Here is a 16,029-nt window from a genome sequence, read left to right on the forward strand (position 1 = left end):
CCATACCAGTCTTAACACTGCAAGCTCATAACTCCTATTAACTCACCCAAATGTAAACAAATAGTAAAATCACCTTTACGCGATGCAAAATCGACAAATGAGATTAGCGTTCCTTTCTCGCGACCAAGCGTGCAATAATCAACTGTCTACATAACGAAACCATTTGAAGGATCAAAATGACCGCAACGGATTACCTCAACGACCTCAATCAACGTTACCTTGCGATTCACCGCACCAAAGAAGATTTCTTTTGGGAAACTTACATGGGGATCAGCGATGACCATGATGGCTCGACGCAAGCACAAACGGCATGGACAAGCTTTTTAAGCAACGCCGAGCAAATTACTGCCATCAAACAACAGCTTGAAGCCGCGGACTCAATTACCGACCCACAAGAGAAACAACAAACCATTACGGGTCTATCTGGTTGGCTGGCGATGTTTGAATCTCACGCTATCGAGGGCGAAAAAGCACAAGCGTTGAAAAATCAGCTCATTGCCTTTGAAGCTGAGCTCTTCGAGAAAAAACAGAACCACGTACAAACATTTACCGATGAGAACGGCGAGCAAGTAGAAGGTTCACTTCCAGTATTAAGCTCAACCATTCGCACCAGCAATCATGAAGAAGTTCGCCAATCGGCTCATCAAGCGTTGCTGAACCTTGAACAATGGCTACTGCAAAACGGCTTTATTGAACTGATCAAACTGCGCAACCAGTTCGCTCGCTCACTGGGTTATGCGACTTTCTTTGATTACTCCGTGCAAAAAACGGAAAAGATGAGCACTGAGCAGCTATTCGAAATTTTGGAAGATTTCGAACAACGCACGCGAGATGCGCATCTAAACAGCTTAGAAAACTTGGCGAAAGAGAAAGGCGCAAGCGCACTAGCAGGCTACAACTTTGTTTACTCATTCGCGGGTAACGTTATGCGTGACCTTGACCCATACGTGCCGTTCTCAAAATCTCTGAGACGCTGGGTAGAATCATTTGGTCGCCTAAATATTGATTACTCTGGCGCGACGCTAACGCTGGATTTACTAGATCGCAAAGGTAAGTACCCGAACGGGTTCTGCCACGGCCCTATCCCTTCTTTCTATAATCAAGGCGAATGGGTCGCAGCGCAGGTGAACTTCACCAGTAATGCCAAACCAGACCAAGTGGGCAGTGGCTACGATGGCATTAACACGCTGTTCCACGAAGGCGGCCACGCAGCACACTTTGCGAACGTAAAAATGAACGCGCCTTGTTTCTCGCAGGAGTTTTCGCCGACGTCAATGGCTTATGCAGAAACTCAGTCGATGTTCTGTGATAGCCTGTTAACCGATGCCGATTGGCTAAAACAGTACGCACTGGATGATGAAGGGAATTCTGTTCCTGATGAGATTATTCAAGCAATGATCAACAGCCGTCAGCCATTCAAAGCTTATGAAGAACGTAGCATCTTGGTTGTACCATATTTTGAGCGCGCGTTGTATCAATTGAGCGATGACGAGTTAACGCCAGAGCGCATCACTAAGCTCGCTCGCGATTGTGAAAAGCAGATCCTTGGTTTGGAATGCAGCCCTCGCCCACTGATGGCGATTCCACATTTGCTATCCGACGAAGCAGCTTGTGCGTATCAAGGTTATCTACTCGCGCACATGGCGGTGTATCAGACCCGTGCATACTTCCTTGAGAAGTTTGGTTACCTGACGGATAACCCAGAAATTGGCCCACTGCTGGCAAAGCACTACTGGCACGCAGGTAATCACTTGTCGCACAACGAAACCATTGTCAGCCTGACTGGCGAAGGCTTCAATGCCAAATACCTTGCAGACGTGTGTAACCTGTCGCCAGAACAGGCATGGGAAGTGCAGCAGAAGAAAATCGACTCACTTGCGACGCGAGAGCGAGCATCAGTCGCTTCACTGAACGCCGCGATTAAAGTCGTCGACGGCAGTAAAGAGCTGGCAAGCAACGCCATCTCTGACGAACAAATGTGTGACGATTTTGAACGTTACATCGTAGAGACTTACGGTCGATAACACGCAGAAAGCCAGGAGCTCGCCTTCTGGCTTTTTATTCTTTAGCTAATGCAATAGGAAGGAAGATCCATGTACCAAGAAGTCATCAAATTTTGGTTCGAGGAGCTATCGCCCCAAAATTGGTTTGAAAACAACCCAGAACTGGACAAGCGTATTGCATCGCGATTTGCCTCGGTATTAGAACAAGCCGCTCGTTGTGAACTGTTTAATTGGCGTAACAGCGCACAAGGACGATTGGCCGAAATCATCGTCCTCGACCAGTTTTCACGTAATGTGTATCGCAACAACCCAAAAGCGTTTGCACAAGACCCACTCGCATTAGCATTGGCTCAAGAGGCAATTCGGTTAGGTCACGACAAAGAATTAGCGCCTGAGCAGCTAAGTTTTTTGTACATGCCATTTATGCATAGCGAATCTCGCCTCATTCATGTCGAAGCTGAAAAATTGTTTCGCGCATCAGGGCTTGAAAATAACTACGATTTTGAGCTAAAACACAAAGCCATCATCGACCAGTTTGGGCGCTATCCTCATCGCAATGCGATACTGGGAAGAAAGAGCACTCCCGAAGAGTTAGCGTTTTTGCAACAACCTGGGTCAAGTTTCTAAATAACAATGAATAATGAGTTAACCATGAGAGACCACGCAGTATGCTGGCCATGCTTGCTAAAACTAGACGGCGACGATGAGCTGATCTACACGCATTCCCAGTCCGACTTAGACTCTGAATGCGAAGCCCTCATTTTTGGGCAAGATGATTACGTTATTGACTCAAATGGCAACACGTTCGAATTGAAAAACAATGGTTCGAACACCACTCTTTTACACCCAAAAGAACGAACGCTGTCCGTAGAAGAGGTTACGTCATTAATCCAATCGCATGAATTCAGCCTCGCGCAACGGTGCATTATCAAGATTCATTTCACCTCGGTGAGGCAAGCTGTTGAGGCCTTAGCTCACTAAATCAATCCCAATACGCACATCATTAAATAAAATTATCATTTTTATAATTTATGATAATTTAATGTAATCAATATCACGCCATATACTCTCCCACATCGAAACAAGACAACGTTCAAACACACATGTTGGGAGCAAACAAATGAAAATGAATCATGTCGGTATTATGGTCGGAGATATGGACAAAGCGGTTGAGTTTTACACGCAAGCGCTAGGTCTAAAAGTCGTTATGGGCAACACGAAAGTGATTGAAGAACGCGAAACGGCAATTGGCAGAATGTGTATTGCGGTCTTTGGGGAAGGCTTTAAAGGCTTCAACATTGCGCACCTTGTGACAAGTGATGGCATCGGCCTTGAGTTATTCGAAATGAAAGAGCGTCAAGAGCGCCATGAAGTGGATTTTTCTCGCATCGGTATCTTCCATTTCTGTTTGCAGACAGACGATTTTGAAGGTGCTATCAAACGCACCGAAGCACTAGGTGGCAAAGTTCGCATGGACATCATGCGTTACCACCCAGAAGACGATAATAAGCCTGCGAAAATGGTTTACCTAGAAGACCCATTCGGTAACCTATTCGAGCTTTACTCACACTCTTACGAAGAAACTTACGCTTCTGATTACGAGTAATAGCCCCATCCATATTCCAAAAGGCTAGCAATACGCTAGCCTTTTTTGTTTGCTTTAAGTTGCAGTGTTTCTGCACTCGCTCTAGCAAAAAAACGTCTGGAATTTGATCATTTCTCTCACCACTTTTAAGGTCACTTTATACTTACCTCAACACAATGCAAAAAGGAGTGAAGCATGCCTACCAAAAATCCAATCGCCATCAAAGCGCTTGATCATGTTGTATTAAGGACCTGTAACCTCGATGCTATGTTGCATTTCTATCGAGACATTTTGGGCTGCCCTGTCGAGCGCCAAGTAACGGAACTTGGTTTAACTCAACTTAGGGCAGGTAACGCATTGATTGATGTAGTGACGGTAGACAGCGAATTGGGTCAACTCGGCGGAAAGCCACCAGTTCAAAATGGTCGTAATATTGATCATTTTTGCCTGCAATTGGCGCCTTTTTCCGAGGATGAATTACTGGAATATCTGCGTTCGAACGGCATTGAAACCGAAGAGTTTGCGAAACGCTACGGCGCACAAGGATTCGGTCGCTCACTCTATATTCATGATCCGGAAGGAAATGTCGTCGAGTTAAAACCTCAAGTGATTGATGAGTAAGCGAGTAAAAAAACCTTGTTATATTCTGAAAATAACAAGGTTAACTTCTAAAATAATTATTGAAGTAAGAACATATTATTAAGTCAAAATTCTAGCTGGCTCACCTGTTTCTTTTTCTCGCCACCATTGTTTATTTATCTGTTTTTTATGAACGAAAAAACTCTCCCCCGGCATTGGCGTCAGCAGCGTTATATGTTCTTTTTGACAATGGGCAAGCAAATCTAAAATCGGTTCGTCCCAGCGGTGAGTAAACAGCTCGTATGTAGCCCAATGTACTGGCAACAGTTTTTTCGCATTTAAATCGCGAAACGCTTGCACGGTATGATGAGCCTGCATGTGCCCCCAGTTTTCGACCGGATAACCTTGGCCTTTCACATCGGCAGCCACTTCCAAACAGGCAATGTCGATTGGTCCACATCGCAGTGCGATCTCGGAAAAGTGCGAATCGTAAGCTGAATCGCCACTAAAATAGAGCGTCTCTTCTTTTCCTTTGATGACCCAAGAAGCCCACAGGGTCGCGTTTTTATCGAAATAAGTACGACCCGAATTATGGTTAGCAGGCGTACAAATCAGTTCGATTCCGGCATAGTGCACGCTATCCCACCAATCGAATTCCACGATGTTGTCTGCGCAAACGCCCCACTTTATCAGATGCTTGCCAACCCCTAAGGGCACATAAAACGTCACGGATTTATCAGCGTAGAAACGTATGGTCGATGCTTCTAAATGGTCGTAATGATCGTGCGAAATCACGATAATTTCAGGAATCGGCAAACAATCTCTGGCGTAGGTATTGGGAATATTGCGTTCAAACCACGCTTTTGCGACGAACGGAGAAGCGTAATCAAATACCGGATCGGTCAGAATTCGAATGCCATCGACCTCCACCAGCATGGTGGAATGGCCCAGCCAAGTAACGCGCATCGATTCACTTCGCTGTGCAAACTGCGTAGGTTGAATTGGGAAATGTGGCAAATGTTCGTTAGGACTCAATGGCGTTCTACCACCAAGATAGCTCCAACACACCTGCCAGAATGATTGCGGGCTAGGGACATTTGGCATCTCGTTTTTAACGCGGCCGTTTTCAAATTGAGGCGAGTGGTGAACACGGTGCGCCAACTGCGCATGGTAGGTTTGAGGGGAAATCAGTGAACTTGGCTTTTGTGTCTTTTGTTCACTCGTTAGGTATGTGCGCTTAAGTATCGTCTCAGACATATCGTAGTTTTGTCTCGCTTGTGAACGCTCAACAGTAGGTTTATTAAAACGTGCGTGTATGTCTATTTCGTGACCAAAATGAGGTGTAAGATGAAGATTCAGTTTCAATCAAACGTCTTCTATTTAAGGAAGCGGTTCTCAAACCTTCTGAATACTGCGTCGGTTTGAAAGGAGAAAACTATGGTGACTTGCAGCCAATACGATTTTATTGAAATCGCCTGTATGTTTAAGCTCCCTATCGAGATCACGCTAAAAAATGGTGAAGCTCATCAGGGCAACGCGTTCGACACAGGCTACGACATGCAGCGACAAGAGTGCTTGTTTTTAGATATGGATGGTGAGCACACCGCCTTCCCGACTGAACAATTAGTCGCAATGCGCGCGCTCAAAGCCAATCCGCATTTTGACGAAGTGACGTTTGAGTAAACGTCCTTCTTTCACTGGCACTGTCCAATAAAAAACGCCTCTCAAGCTGACACAACTTGAGAGGCGTTCTCTTACACTATTCACCGGAACTTCATGTTATTCACGCGACCGAATGAAAACCAGCATCGGCATCATGATCAAGAACATCACTCCCACAAGCTGGAAGGTGTGCACAAACGCGACCATTTGCGATTGCTGCTGCAACATCTGTTGGTATTGGTCTAACGCAACCGGGTCGGTAATAGAAAGCCCCTGATTGGCCGCCCAGTCATGCAAGTTAGGATTATAAGGATTAATACCCTCTCCCAGCGCATGCCATTGCTGCTGACTATCACGATATTGGAACGTGGTTGCGATAGAGATACCAAACGAACTACCAATGGTACGGAACAGATTGTAAATACTCGCCGCCGCAACAGATTGCTCTTTCGGAATCGTTAAATACGCCAAGGTGGATAGCGTCGAGAAAGTTAAACCAAGCCCCATCCCCTGAATCATACTCGGCATCACAATCCAAAATGTATCGATCTGCAGTGAGTACTGCGTCATCAAATAGCTACCAATCCCGATGCAGCTCAAGCCAAAGACTATTTTGATTCTGGGATCGAATTGCGGATTGAGCTTAATCACCAAAATCAACATCGCCGCTGACGCCAACCCACGAGGTGCCATTAATAAGCCAGTGGTTGAGACCGGATAATCCAGCAAGCTTTCCAACAGCATTGGTTGTTGAGTCGTCAGACCAAACATCGCCATCGACACCACGGCAATCATCAATGACGAGACCATAAGGTTTCGGTCTTTCAGTAGCCACAATGGCGCTATTGGACTTTTGGTTTTCCAACTGCGATATATCCACATCACCAATCCCATGACTGCGAGCAATATCGCCGTCTGAATCATACGTGAGTCGAGCCAGTCGTCTTCATTCCCTTTATCCAACACAAACTGCAACGCGCCCACACCTAACGCCATGTAACCGATGATCCACCAGTCAAAGTTAGGTTTGGATTTGCTGTCGATATGGATATAGCGATAAATCAAAGAGGTACAGATCAAACCGAATGGCAAGTTGATGTAAAAAATCCAGCGCCAGTTAATGTTGTCGGTGATCACACCACCCACAACTGGGCCCAAAATAGGACCAAGCAAAATGCCGATGGAGAAAATCGCCATCGCTTTGCCTTTTTGCTCATACGGATAAATCTGCACTAACGTCGACTGCGCCAATGGAATCACCGACGCGCCGAAAGCGCCTTGGATAATGCGAAATAGCACCATCTCTTCAAGAGACTGTGCTTGCCCACAAAGCGCACTGGCAATCACAAAACCGATCACAGCAACCAACATGACTTTGCGTTCACCAAAACGCGACACCCAGAAACTGGTCATCGGAATGAAGATCGCTTCCGCCATGCTGTAACCCGTCAACACCCACGTAATTTGGTCTGCCGTTGCGCCCAACGCGCCCATCATGTGCGATAGCGACACGTTCGCAACGGTCATATCGATTAACACCATGATGGCAGAAAGCATCACGGCGACGGTGGCAATCCCCCGTTTGTCTGCCGTAATTTGATGGCTCATTGCACGCTACTTTGCAAATCAATGGTGACTTCTGAGCTCGCACCCACGCGAAGTTGCGGCGCATCGGCCGGTACTTCTAATGCCAAACGTACAGGGAAACGCTGTTTGATTTTAACCCAGTTACCCGTTGCGTTTTCTGGTGGCATCAAGGAGAACGATGTACCACTCGCAGGCGATAGTTGTTCTACCGTTGCTTTCCACACCACGTCTGGGTACATATCAATCACCACATCCGCATGCATGCCAGGTTTAATATGAGTAAGATCGGTTTCTTTAAAGTTCGCGCGTACCCAATAGCTGTCTTTTAAAATCACAGGGAACAACGTTTGACCCACGCTAACGACCGAGCCTACGTGCGTATTGATCTCACCGGCAATGCCATCCACTGGTGACGTAATGTCGGTGTAGCTCAAGTTCAGCTCTGCTTGCGCTAACTGTGCTCCCGCTTGTTGAACAACCGCAGCCTCTGCGCCTTCTTCACCACGGTTCGCAATGGCTTTTTCTACCGTCGCGCGCGCTTGCTCCAGGCTCGCTTGGGCATTGGCTAGTTTGTTTTTTGCCGTATCTAAATCTTGGTTCGACGCCAGTTTGCGTTTCACCAAGGAATCCGTACGTTTGTACTCCACTTGCGCTTCTATCAGGTTAGAGCGCGCCGCATCTAAGCCCGCAACAGCTTCAGTTACCTGCTTATCGGCAACGTCATGTTGCTGGACCGCCAATTGGTATGCCGCTTTTGCTTGCTTCACTGCCAACAAATATGGGCGTGAATCTATCTTCAGCAGTAGGTCACCTTTGTTAACAGATTGGAAGTCTTTGACATCCGCGGAAACCACTTGGCCTTTTACCTGAGGCGCTACCGACAAAATTTTTGCCCTAACGTAGGCATCTTCCGTGCTTGGATGACTGTCAGAATACTGCCAAGACCAATACATCGCACTAAATGCAATAACACAGAGAGTGAAGAAAAGAGTTTTTACCAGCTTAGATCTGGCGGAAGAATGCTTCGCGATGTCGTCGCTCATTTATATTGTCCACTTGTTCAATTATGTGATCAGTGTAGGACTTTTCGATCTTCGGACAATAAAATGATCTGCAAGGTAAAGATCCAATTTTGCATGTTGCTAAGTTGAGTAAATGATGTGCAATCAAAACGAGGATAAAAAAGAGGGGCAGTCCCCGTAACCGCCCCCAAAGTCATGCCAATAATAGTAATGTGCGTGTAACTACTGGTTTTTCTTAGAACTTGTAACCGCCGCTGATCATAAATACCCAAGGGTTAATTTTGACGTCGGTTTTTTGCTTCTCTCCACCTGCTTTGTAAGTTGCTTCTGTTTCAATGTTTGCGTACCACGCAGCAGCGTTGAGGAACCATTGATCGTTGATCATGTAGTCCACACCAATATTCGCTGCTAGACCGAATGAATCATCCAACTTAAGATCTGAAAGACCAGCGCCTTTACCCGTGCTATTGAAGCCCTCATCAAAGAACATGGTGTAGTTGAGACCTGCACCCACGTATGGACGGAACTTACTTTGTGGCTCGCCAAAGTAGTACTGCACCATAAGCGTTGGTGGAAGGTGTTTGGTGTCCGCGATATCACCAAGACCTAACAAGTCTGTTGAAATATCGTGGCTGAATGGTGTTGCTGCTAGAAGCTCTAAACTGATGTTGTCTGTAAACATGTAGCCAAACGTCAAACCAAGCTGCGTATTTGAGTCAACTTCTAACTCTTCTTGAGAACCAAGAATCTTATCACTGCTGTCATTTGGAACGACAGACGCCGCACCAACACGAAGAACGAAGTCACCTTGTTTATGAGCGAAAACACTTGGTGACACGAGTGCAGCAACCACTGCTAGACTGCAGATTGTTTTTTTCATTTTTATTTCCTTTCGTAGGGCTTCGTTATGTCGTACCCAAAGGGGTGCCTGCTAACTGATCTGAGATTTCAAGTAAACTCAGCGCCTTGAAGCACACGGGTATCTATATCTTTTTGAGCTGTGCGCAATCTAGCACATAGAAACCCTACTATTTTGATGGAAATCAATTTGTGAAAAATATAGTTTTTTTGTATGGAGAAACGCCATATTGATCAACAAATTATGCAAATAGGATACAATTCTGTAATGCAAACTGTGCGTGTGAGTTGCCATGCATACCCATAAATGCGAATCCTCTCGTTAAGGCTCGTAGCCAGCAAAAACTTTTTTCGTCCTCTACGTCTTCTATTTTCAAAAAACAACCCACTTAAAAAGCTCGTTTGACCCCTTAAAATCGCGATTTGAGGGGTTTGTAAAACACTGAAATACAAGAAGTTATTTTTCTGGAAAATCAGTCACTTGGAGTGCTAGTCTGCTCGCAACTAAGGAGAAGACATGTTAAAAACCGATCTCATTTTTGAACGAGAAAACTTTTCTCATCACGATTTTCAGAATGCCACCTTTAAAAACTGCCACTTTTATATGTGCAGTTTCGACCATGCCGATCTGCGCGATGCTAAGTTCATCGACTGTCGCTTTATCGAATCCAAAGCGCTAGAAGGGTGTAGTTTTCGCTTCGCGAACTTAAAAGACGCCAGCTTTACGAACTGTATGTTGGCGATGAGCCTGTTTAACGGCGCAAATTGTATGGGCTTGGAGCTACGTAAGTGCGATCTCAAAGGGGCAAACTTCCAAGGTGCGAACTTTGCTAATCGCGTCAGTAACACCATGTTTTTCTGTTCTGCTTTTATTACTGGCTGCAACCTCACCTACTGTAACTTCGAGCGAGTGTTACTAGAAAAATGTGACCTCTTTGAAAACCGTTGGAACGGTGCGAACCTCGCAGGGGCAACTCTCAAAGGCTCGGATTTATCTCGCTGCGAATTCTCGCCAGAACAATGGGGAACCTTTAACGTTGAGCAATGTGATCTGACTCATGTCGAACTAGACGGGCTGGATGTGCGCCGCGTTTCTCTGTTTGGTGTTAAAATTTGTGATTGGCAACAAGAGCAATTGCTTGCGCCTTTTGGACTGATCATTCTTTAAGGAAAGGCCATGAACCTGTTTAAAGACTTACCGAATAACCTCGACGAGGAAGTGTTCGAAGACCTGCTGACCCACAAAAACCTGCGTATAGAACGCATTGTCTCAACGGGGCAAACCTCGCCCGAAAGTGGCTGGTACGATCAAGAAGAACATGAATGGGTCTTGGTTCTTAAAGGAGCAGGAGAGCTGACTTTTGAATCAGGTGTCGTGCAACGACTTGAGGCAGGCGATCACGTTACGATTCCAGCTCATACCAAACACAAAGTGAGCTGGACTGACCCAACGCAAGAAACCATCTGGTTGGCGGTGTTTTATCAATAAACACAAAACGATCTTAAACCAAAAAATAGGCGCTGAATTTGCTCGATACTACTAAGCCGTCACTGGCACTGTTTGATTTTGATGGCACCATCACCCGAGAGGATATGTTTAGCCTTTTCCTCCACTATTCTGCTTATGGCCTGCGCAAACGAGTAGGAAAGGTCGCTATCATGCCATTTTATGCGCTGTACAAACTCGGAGTGTTACCCGCTCGTGTTATGCGTCCTCTCAGCAGTTTTATTGCATTTTCAGGGAAAGAAACGCAGAAAATTGAAGCGATTGGCACTCAGTTTGCCCATGAAGTGATCCCGCTGTACTTACGGCCAGAAGCGATGGAAAGGTTGGCGTGGCATCAACACAGAGGCGATACCATTGTGGTGGTGTCGGCATCACTCAATGCATATCTCAAGCCTTGGTGTGAAGTGAACGGTTACCACTTGCTGTGCAGTGAACTGATCTCAGAACAGCCAAAACTGAGTGGCTTTTACCAGCAAGGTGATTGCAGTTTAGAAAGAAAAGTCTCGCGCGTTAGGGCCACGTTTTCGCTCGACGAGTTTGCGTCTATTTATGCCTACGGTGATACGCACGAAGACATTCCGATGCTAAAACTGGCAGACTACGCGATGCTCAACTGGAGCGAGTGGAGAGCAAGCGAATAACGATATGTGCTCTGATTTTCAAGACAACCACTCGACCAAAGTGATCGTTTTAGGCTAAAAAAACAAACCCTTCTCACATGAGAAGGGTTTTATTAATCAGGGTCCGAATAACTGGCTTAACGCCATACCCCCCATTGACCCGTTGTGCCTGGTTCCTCACCAGACGTCCACCACTGAGCGGTCCATTCTTTACCGTTGTGCGTCACCACATCACCTTGGTCGTAAACAGCCGTCTTGTCCCACAAGTTGGTTGGTTCAACTGGTGGCGGTACATCCGCTTTGATCAGTGACAACGCATAACTGAAGTCTGCGCTTGACGCTAATACTTGGTTCGCATTCACGTTGTTACTATCGAACATGTAGTGGTTCATCTCTTGATGCCAAATGCCCACGTACCAATCGCCCGTTTGCTGCGCGTTAAATTGATCCGCAATTTCTGCCGCCCAAGTCGTCGTATTGTTTGCGCTGATTGGCAGTGAAATATCGACAATTTCATTGCCTGTCGCATTAAACGTACGGAAACGGATGGTGTCACCCGCTTCTACTGGTCCGAAACCTTGCTGAACAAAGTAGCCTAGAGATGTCAGATTATTGCCCGGTTCGGTTGGATCAACAGGGTCAGTCGGTGGCGTCGTGCCTGTTCCGTTTAACGTAATGTCACTACAGTTGTAGAAACCTTCCCCAGCGACATCAATACGCTGCCAACGAGTGTAAAGTACCGCATCGCCCGAACGATCAGCAGGGAAAGTCACCTGAATACGGTAGCGTTTTTCCGCATCAACATACACATCACCTGCGGTGTCGATCAGCTCTAAATCACTCCAAGTAAGAGGTTTTGAATCATCATAAGTTGGCTTGGTGAGATAGAATTCCCAGTACGATGGGTTGTGCGGCGCTTTGCCGTAAAACACCAATTCAATCTGGTTATTTGCATCTGGCGTAACATTGGTGCGCTGCCAGTTTGGAGAAGGATTGTTCAAGCCTTTCTTAGCTGTATCGCCAGCAGAACATAGCTCACCGTCGCGAACCACGGCTTTCACATGCTCCATATCTCGGTAATTTGGTACGTTTGCTGCAATTTCGCTACGCTGCACAAACGGATACGCGCCAGATTCTTCAAAAGCCGCTTTACACGCTTGGTTAGGGATCTCGTTGGTCCAAAAACCACCGTCTAAATAACACGTATTCTGACGAGCACTTGGAAATTCTACCCAGCCGTGGGCGTTGACGTTAAATGAGCTCAATGCGGCAACAGCGCTTAAGCTCAAAAGAGGAAGCGTTACATGTGATTTCATCGTTCATCCTTAATTTTGCTGACTCGCCGCTCTGAAACACAAGCGGTTTAAGCAAAACTAGCAGGATGGGATTATTTAGAAGGTGAGAATAAATATGGAAATTGTAAGAGTGCCATCTGCTTTCCAGCATTTGTTGTGAACCATTCTCATACTCGACTGACTCTTTCGAGTCACTTCAAATTCATGTGCCACAAAAACTGTCACTCTCGTTTGGCTATCGCTCGTCTTTTGGTGTGTCCATCACCACCATCGTTGTGATCGACTTGACGTGTTCGCACTCACCCAACACATCAGCATGGAACGCTTTATAAGCGGCGAGATCTTGCGTCTCTACGCGTATGAGATATTCGTTAGATCCCGTAATGTTGTGACATTCCACCACCTCGTTTACAAAACGCACATGCTCTTCGAAACCCAGCTGTGCCTGCTTAGAGTGCGAGGCCAAACCAATCGACACATAAGCGACAAAACCCACGCCAAGTTGCTGATTATCCAGTACTGCTCGGTAGCCTTTGATCACGCCTTTACGCTCTAAATCTTGCACTCGGCGTAAGGTGGCAGATGGAGATAAACCAACACGTTCCGACAGCTCTACATTGGAGATTCTTCCGTCGCGTTTAAGCACTTGCAATATTCTTTCGTCAAATCTATCCATGATGATGTTTCATTGCTTATTTAGTTTCTAATCATCAAATAAAAGCACAATATTGACCTCAGTTCTACTTATAGTTGTTCTTTACTTATCGAGAACTGATTCAAGGAACAATCTATGGAATATCATCAACTGGGCGCTTTGGCGTTGTTCGCTTTTGTCTCCACTTTTACGCCGGGTCCCAATAACATTATGTTGATGACCTCAGGGGCAAATGTCGGCTTTAAACGCACTATCCCACATATGTTGGGCATTACCTTTGGCTTTGGTGCCATGCTAATTTTGGTGGGCATTGGCTTGATGAGCCTGTTCCACGCATATCCAATTACACACTCCATTTTGAAAGTGTTGAGCTTGAGTTATTTGCTGTACTTGACGTACAAAATCGCCACCAGCGACAAAACCGAAGCAAAACACGATTTTCGCCCAATGTCTTTTTTAGGGGCTGTCGCATTCCAATGGGTGAACCCAAAAGGTTGGTCGATGGCGTTGACGGCCATTACGGTATACAGCAGTGGCGGTGCATGGCTCGAACTGACTTTTATCGCCGGTATCTTCTGCTTAGCTAACTTGCCATCGGTAACATTTTGGACGGCGGCAGGTATGCAATTGCAGCGTTGGTTGACCACCGATAAACGCGTTAAGGGGTTCAACTACAGCATGGCTGCGCTGTTGCTTTTGTCTACGATTCCAATGATATAAGTCTATTTTGGGTTAAAAAACGACTCACTTTACGTAATTGGGAAAGGACAGATACTGCATTTTGCTTGAGGCTTTGGCGTTAATTCACAGTGTAAATTTGTTTAAAGACGCTACCCTCTTGTTAGGGAACTTGATAATCTTTAAATGAGAAAGAGAATAATTATCGAGTAAAGTAACAATGAAAAAGAAGCCTCAACCTAAAACGCTTGTTGTCACAGACACAGAAACCATCACTCCAAACATGCAGCGCATTACCTTGCAAGGTGAAGCGCTGAGCCACTTTCCTCGTGACTGCGAAGGCAGTTACATCAAATTACTGTTTAACGATATGGGCGGCGCGGATCTGAGCATCCTGTCAGAAGACGACCGACCAATCATGCGCACCTACACTATTCGACGCTTTCATCCAGAAACCAGTTCAATCGAAGTGGATTTCGTCCGACACGTAACGCAAGATCTGCAATGCGGATTTGCAGCGCGTTGGGCAATGGCCGCGCAAAAAGGCGACACGATCAGCATTGTTGGGCCAGGTAGCATCTCCAACTTAAATACTGAGGCGGATTGGTTCTTCATGGCTGCCGATATGACAGCACTTCCAGCACTTTCTGCGAAAATTCGTACGCTGCCAGAAGAGGCCAAAGGCTACGCTGTGATCAGCGTGATGTCTCCAGACGACATCCAACCCCTACACGCGCCAGCAGGCATGGAGTTGATTTGGTTAACCGAAGGGCAAGCCTTGGCTGATAGCGTTCGCGAACTCGAGTGGTTAGATGGTAACGCTTCGGTATGGTGTGCGTGTGAGTTCGATTCAATGCGCGCGCTGCGCCAATATTTCCGCAATGAGAAAGAAGTCGATCGCGAGAATATCTACATCAGCAGCTATTGGAAAAAAGGCGTGTCTGAAGATGGGCACAAAGTGATTAAACGTGAAGACGCGGAATCCAACCAATAGTGATTCATGTCTTTTCGATTCCAGCTCTCATCCTAATAAAAACGCCCGGCATCACCGGGCCTTTTAGCAACTTCAGTTGTATTAAAGTTCATGAAAACTCTAATCCGCTAGTTCCTGCGCTAAAAAGTCGATCAACAACCTCACTTTGGGCGATAAATTTCGGCTTTGTGGATACAGTGCCCAAATGCCTTCACGGTCGTCTCGGTAATCGGTCAGCACCTCGACTAGCTCACCGTTATCTAGGGCTTCTTGAACGTAATAGTCCGGCAACTGCACTAAACCCAAACCACGTTTGGCGGCGCCCATTAGCGCAAAACCACTATTGCATTTAATCCTCCCCGATACGCGCAAAGACTTATCGCGTTTATTTTCCTTAAAATGCCAATAATCGACCGAACCAACTAGGCACTGATGTCGAGCCAGTTCGGATAATGTGTGAGGCTCGCCAAATCGCTCCAAATACATAGGGCTAGCACACACGTAATTTTGACGCGACGAAAGACGCTTTGCGATCATGCTGGAATCTTGCAGGCGGCCAAGACGAATCGCCACGTCTACCCCTTGCTCTATCAAATCCAGTTTTTGATTGGTCAGAACTAAATCGAGGTCCACACGCGGGTACTTCTCCAAAAACTGATGCAAGAGCGGTGCGAGGTTCATTTCCCCATAGGTCACAGGCGCTGTCACACGCAGCAAACCTCGCGGTTCGGTTTGCATTTGCGTTACAGCAAGCTCAGCTAGTTCTAGCCCTTCGACCAAGTGTTTGCACTGCTGATAATAAAGCTGTCCAGCTTCAGACAGAGAAACTTTTCGCGTCGTGCGATGCAGTAACTTAACCGCAAGGCGCTCTTCAAGTGCCGATACGCGGCGACTGATTTGTGCCACTGACGTTTTCAGTTTAGCCGCGGCAGCTGTAAAGCTGTTAGTTTCCGCTACGGCAACAAACTCGCTGACTCCTTCCCAATTCGCCATGCTGTATTCCTG

Annotated in this window: 18 protein-coding genes; 11 read left to right on the forward strand and 7 right to left on the reverse strand. The window is 46.3% G+C overall.

Annotated features, from left to right (window positions below):
• Nucleotides 1–176 precede the first annotated feature (176 nt).
• The 5 genes from R7M72_RS04875 to R7M72_RS04895 all read left to right on the forward strand — a co-directional run bounded on the left by R7M72_RS04875 (nucleotide 177) and on the right by R7M72_RS04895 (nucleotide 4,209).
• Entirely contained in the window at nucleotides 177–2,024 is a 1,848-nt protein-coding gene (locus R7M72_RS04875) for a M3 family metallopeptidase (protein ID WP_258662897.1), read from the forward strand.
• Between the two features lie 69 nt (nucleotides 2,025–2,093).
• The gene (locus tag R7M72_RS04880; protein ID WP_256900174.1) at nucleotides 2,094–2,630 is read left to right on the forward strand and encodes a DUF924 family protein; all 537 of its coding nucleotides are present in this window, start codon (nucleotides 2,094–2,096) and stop codon (nucleotides 2,628–2,630) included.
• Nucleotides 2,631–2,654: 24 nt separating this feature from the next.
• A complete protein-coding gene (locus R7M72_RS04885; RefSeq protein ID WP_033907198.1) occupies nucleotides 2,655–2,984 on the forward strand; it encodes a DUF4144 domain-containing protein in 330 nt (109 codons plus the stop codon).
• A gap of 139 nt (nucleotides 2,985–3,123) precedes the next feature.
• Complete coding sequence (locus R7M72_RS04890; RefSeq protein WP_025768760.1) at nucleotides 3,124–3,609, forward strand: VOC family protein; 486 nt, start codon at nucleotides 3,124–3,126, stop codon at nucleotides 3,607–3,609.
• 174 nt (nucleotides 3,610–3,783) lie between these two features.
• Nucleotides 3,784–4,209 carry a VOC family protein gene (locus R7M72_RS04895; RefSeq protein ID WP_033907199.1) on the forward strand — a complete coding sequence of 142 codons (426 nt, stop codon included), beginning with the start codon at nucleotides 3,784–3,786 and terminating at the stop codon, nucleotides 4,207–4,209.
• A 78-nt stretch (nucleotides 4,210–4,287) separates the two neighbouring features.
• On the opposite strand, the gene R7M72_RS04900 is transcribed toward R7M72_RS04895, so the two are convergent.
• Nucleotides 4,288–5,424 (reverse strand): MBL fold metallo-hydrolase, encoded by a 1,137-nt coding sequence (locus R7M72_RS04900; RefSeq protein WP_252094206.1) that lies wholly within the window; start codon nucleotides 5,422–5,424, stop codon nucleotides 4,288–4,290.
• A 180-nt stretch (nucleotides 5,425–5,604) separates the two neighbouring features.
• Here R7M72_RS04900 and R7M72_RS04905 point away from each other — a divergent pair, with 180 nt between their 5' ends.
• The gene (locus R7M72_RS04905) at nucleotides 5,605–5,850 is read left to right on the forward strand and encodes a Rho-binding antiterminator (protein ID WP_047102504.1); all 246 of its coding nucleotides are present in this window, start codon (nucleotides 5,605–5,607) and stop codon (nucleotides 5,848–5,850) included.
• A gap of 96 nt (nucleotides 5,851–5,946) precedes the next feature.
• Here R7M72_RS04905 and R7M72_RS04910 read toward each other — a convergent pair whose 3' ends face one another.
• From R7M72_RS04910 to ompW, 3 genes are all read right to left on the reverse strand, one after another.
• Nucleotides 5,947–7,437, reverse strand: coding sequence for an MDR family MFS transporter (locus R7M72_RS04910; RefSeq protein WP_315957369.1), 1,491 nt, complete (start codon nucleotides 7,435–7,437; stop codon nucleotides 5,947–5,949).
• Entirely contained in the window at nucleotides 7,434–8,459 is a 1,026-nt protein-coding gene (locus R7M72_RS04915; RefSeq protein ID WP_005374355.1) for an HlyD family secretion protein, read from the reverse strand. Before R7M72_RS04915 ends, R7M72_RS04910 begins: the two co-directional genes overlap by 4 nt.
• Nucleotides 8,460–8,673: 214 nt before the next feature.
• The gene (ompW, locus tag R7M72_RS04920) at nucleotides 8,674–9,318 is read right to left on the reverse strand and encodes an outer membrane protein OmpW (protein WP_005374357.1); all 645 of its coding nucleotides are present in this window, start codon (nucleotides 9,316–9,318) and stop codon (nucleotides 8,674–8,676) included.
• A 495-nt stretch (nucleotides 9,319–9,813) separates the two neighbouring features.
• Between ompW and R7M72_RS04925 the strand changes: the two genes are divergently transcribed.
• The 3 genes from R7M72_RS04925 to R7M72_RS04935 are packed head-to-tail and all read left to right on the forward strand — an operon-like array spanning nucleotide 9,814 to nucleotide 11,444.
• Complete coding sequence (locus tag R7M72_RS04925) at nucleotides 9,814–10,464, forward strand: Qnr family pentapeptide repeat protein (protein ID WP_005460782.1); 651 nt, start codon at nucleotides 9,814–9,816, stop codon at nucleotides 10,462–10,464.
• Between the two features lie 9 nt (nucleotides 10,465–10,473).
• Nucleotides 10,474–10,785: a cupin domain-containing protein gene (locus R7M72_RS04930; protein WP_005383281.1), complete on the forward strand. Its 312-nt coding sequence runs from the start codon at nucleotides 10,474–10,476 to the stop codon at nucleotides 10,783–10,785.
• A gap of 38 nt (nucleotides 10,786–10,823) precedes the next feature.
• Nucleotides 10,824–11,444 (forward strand): HAD-IB family hydrolase, encoded by a 621-nt coding sequence (locus R7M72_RS04935; protein WP_053308043.1) that lies wholly within the window; start codon nucleotides 10,824–10,826, stop codon nucleotides 11,442–11,444.
• 116 nt (nucleotides 11,445–11,560) lie between these two features.
• On the opposite strand, the gene R7M72_RS04940 is transcribed toward R7M72_RS04935, so the two are convergent.
• Nucleotides 11,561–12,739: a lytic polysaccharide monooxygenase gene (locus R7M72_RS04940; RefSeq protein WP_315957368.1), complete on the reverse strand. Its 1,179-nt coding sequence runs from the start codon at nucleotides 12,737–12,739 to the stop codon at nucleotides 11,561–11,563.
• Between the two features lie 214 nt (nucleotides 12,740–12,953).
• Nucleotides 12,954–13,394: an Lrp/AsnC family transcriptional regulator gene (locus R7M72_RS04945; protein WP_005374369.1), complete on the reverse strand. Its 441-nt coding sequence runs from the start codon at nucleotides 13,392–13,394 to the stop codon at nucleotides 12,954–12,956.
• A 114-nt stretch (nucleotides 13,395–13,508) separates the two neighbouring features.
• On the opposite strand from R7M72_RS04945, the gene R7M72_RS04950 reads away from it, so the two are divergent.
• Nucleotides 13,509–14,093 carry a LysE family translocator gene (locus tag R7M72_RS04950; RefSeq protein WP_062730858.1) on the forward strand — a complete coding sequence of 195 codons (585 nt, stop codon included), beginning with the start codon at nucleotides 13,509–13,511 and terminating at the stop codon, nucleotides 14,091–14,093.
• Nucleotides 14,094–14,271: 178 nt separating this feature from the next.
• Nucleotides 14,272–15,045 (forward strand): siderophore-interacting protein, encoded by a 774-nt coding sequence (locus tag R7M72_RS04955; RefSeq protein ID WP_318056076.1) that lies wholly within the window; start codon nucleotides 14,272–14,274, stop codon nucleotides 15,043–15,045.
• Between the two features lie 99 nt (nucleotides 15,046–15,144).
• Here R7M72_RS04955 and R7M72_RS04960 read toward each other — a convergent pair whose 3' ends face one another.
• On the reverse strand, nucleotides 15,145–16,017 hold the full coding sequence (locus R7M72_RS04960) for a LysR family transcriptional regulator (RefSeq protein WP_017633836.1): 873 nt from the start codon (nucleotides 16,015–16,017) through the stop codon (nucleotides 15,145–15,147).
• Nucleotides 16,018–16,029: the final 12 nt, after the last annotated feature.

It is taken from the genome of Vibrio sp. YT-18 (genome assembly GCF_033337345.1).
GTDB classification, from domain to species: domain Bacteria; phylum Pseudomonadota; class Gammaproteobacteria; order Enterobacterales; family Vibrionaceae; genus Vibrio; species Vibrio alginolyticus.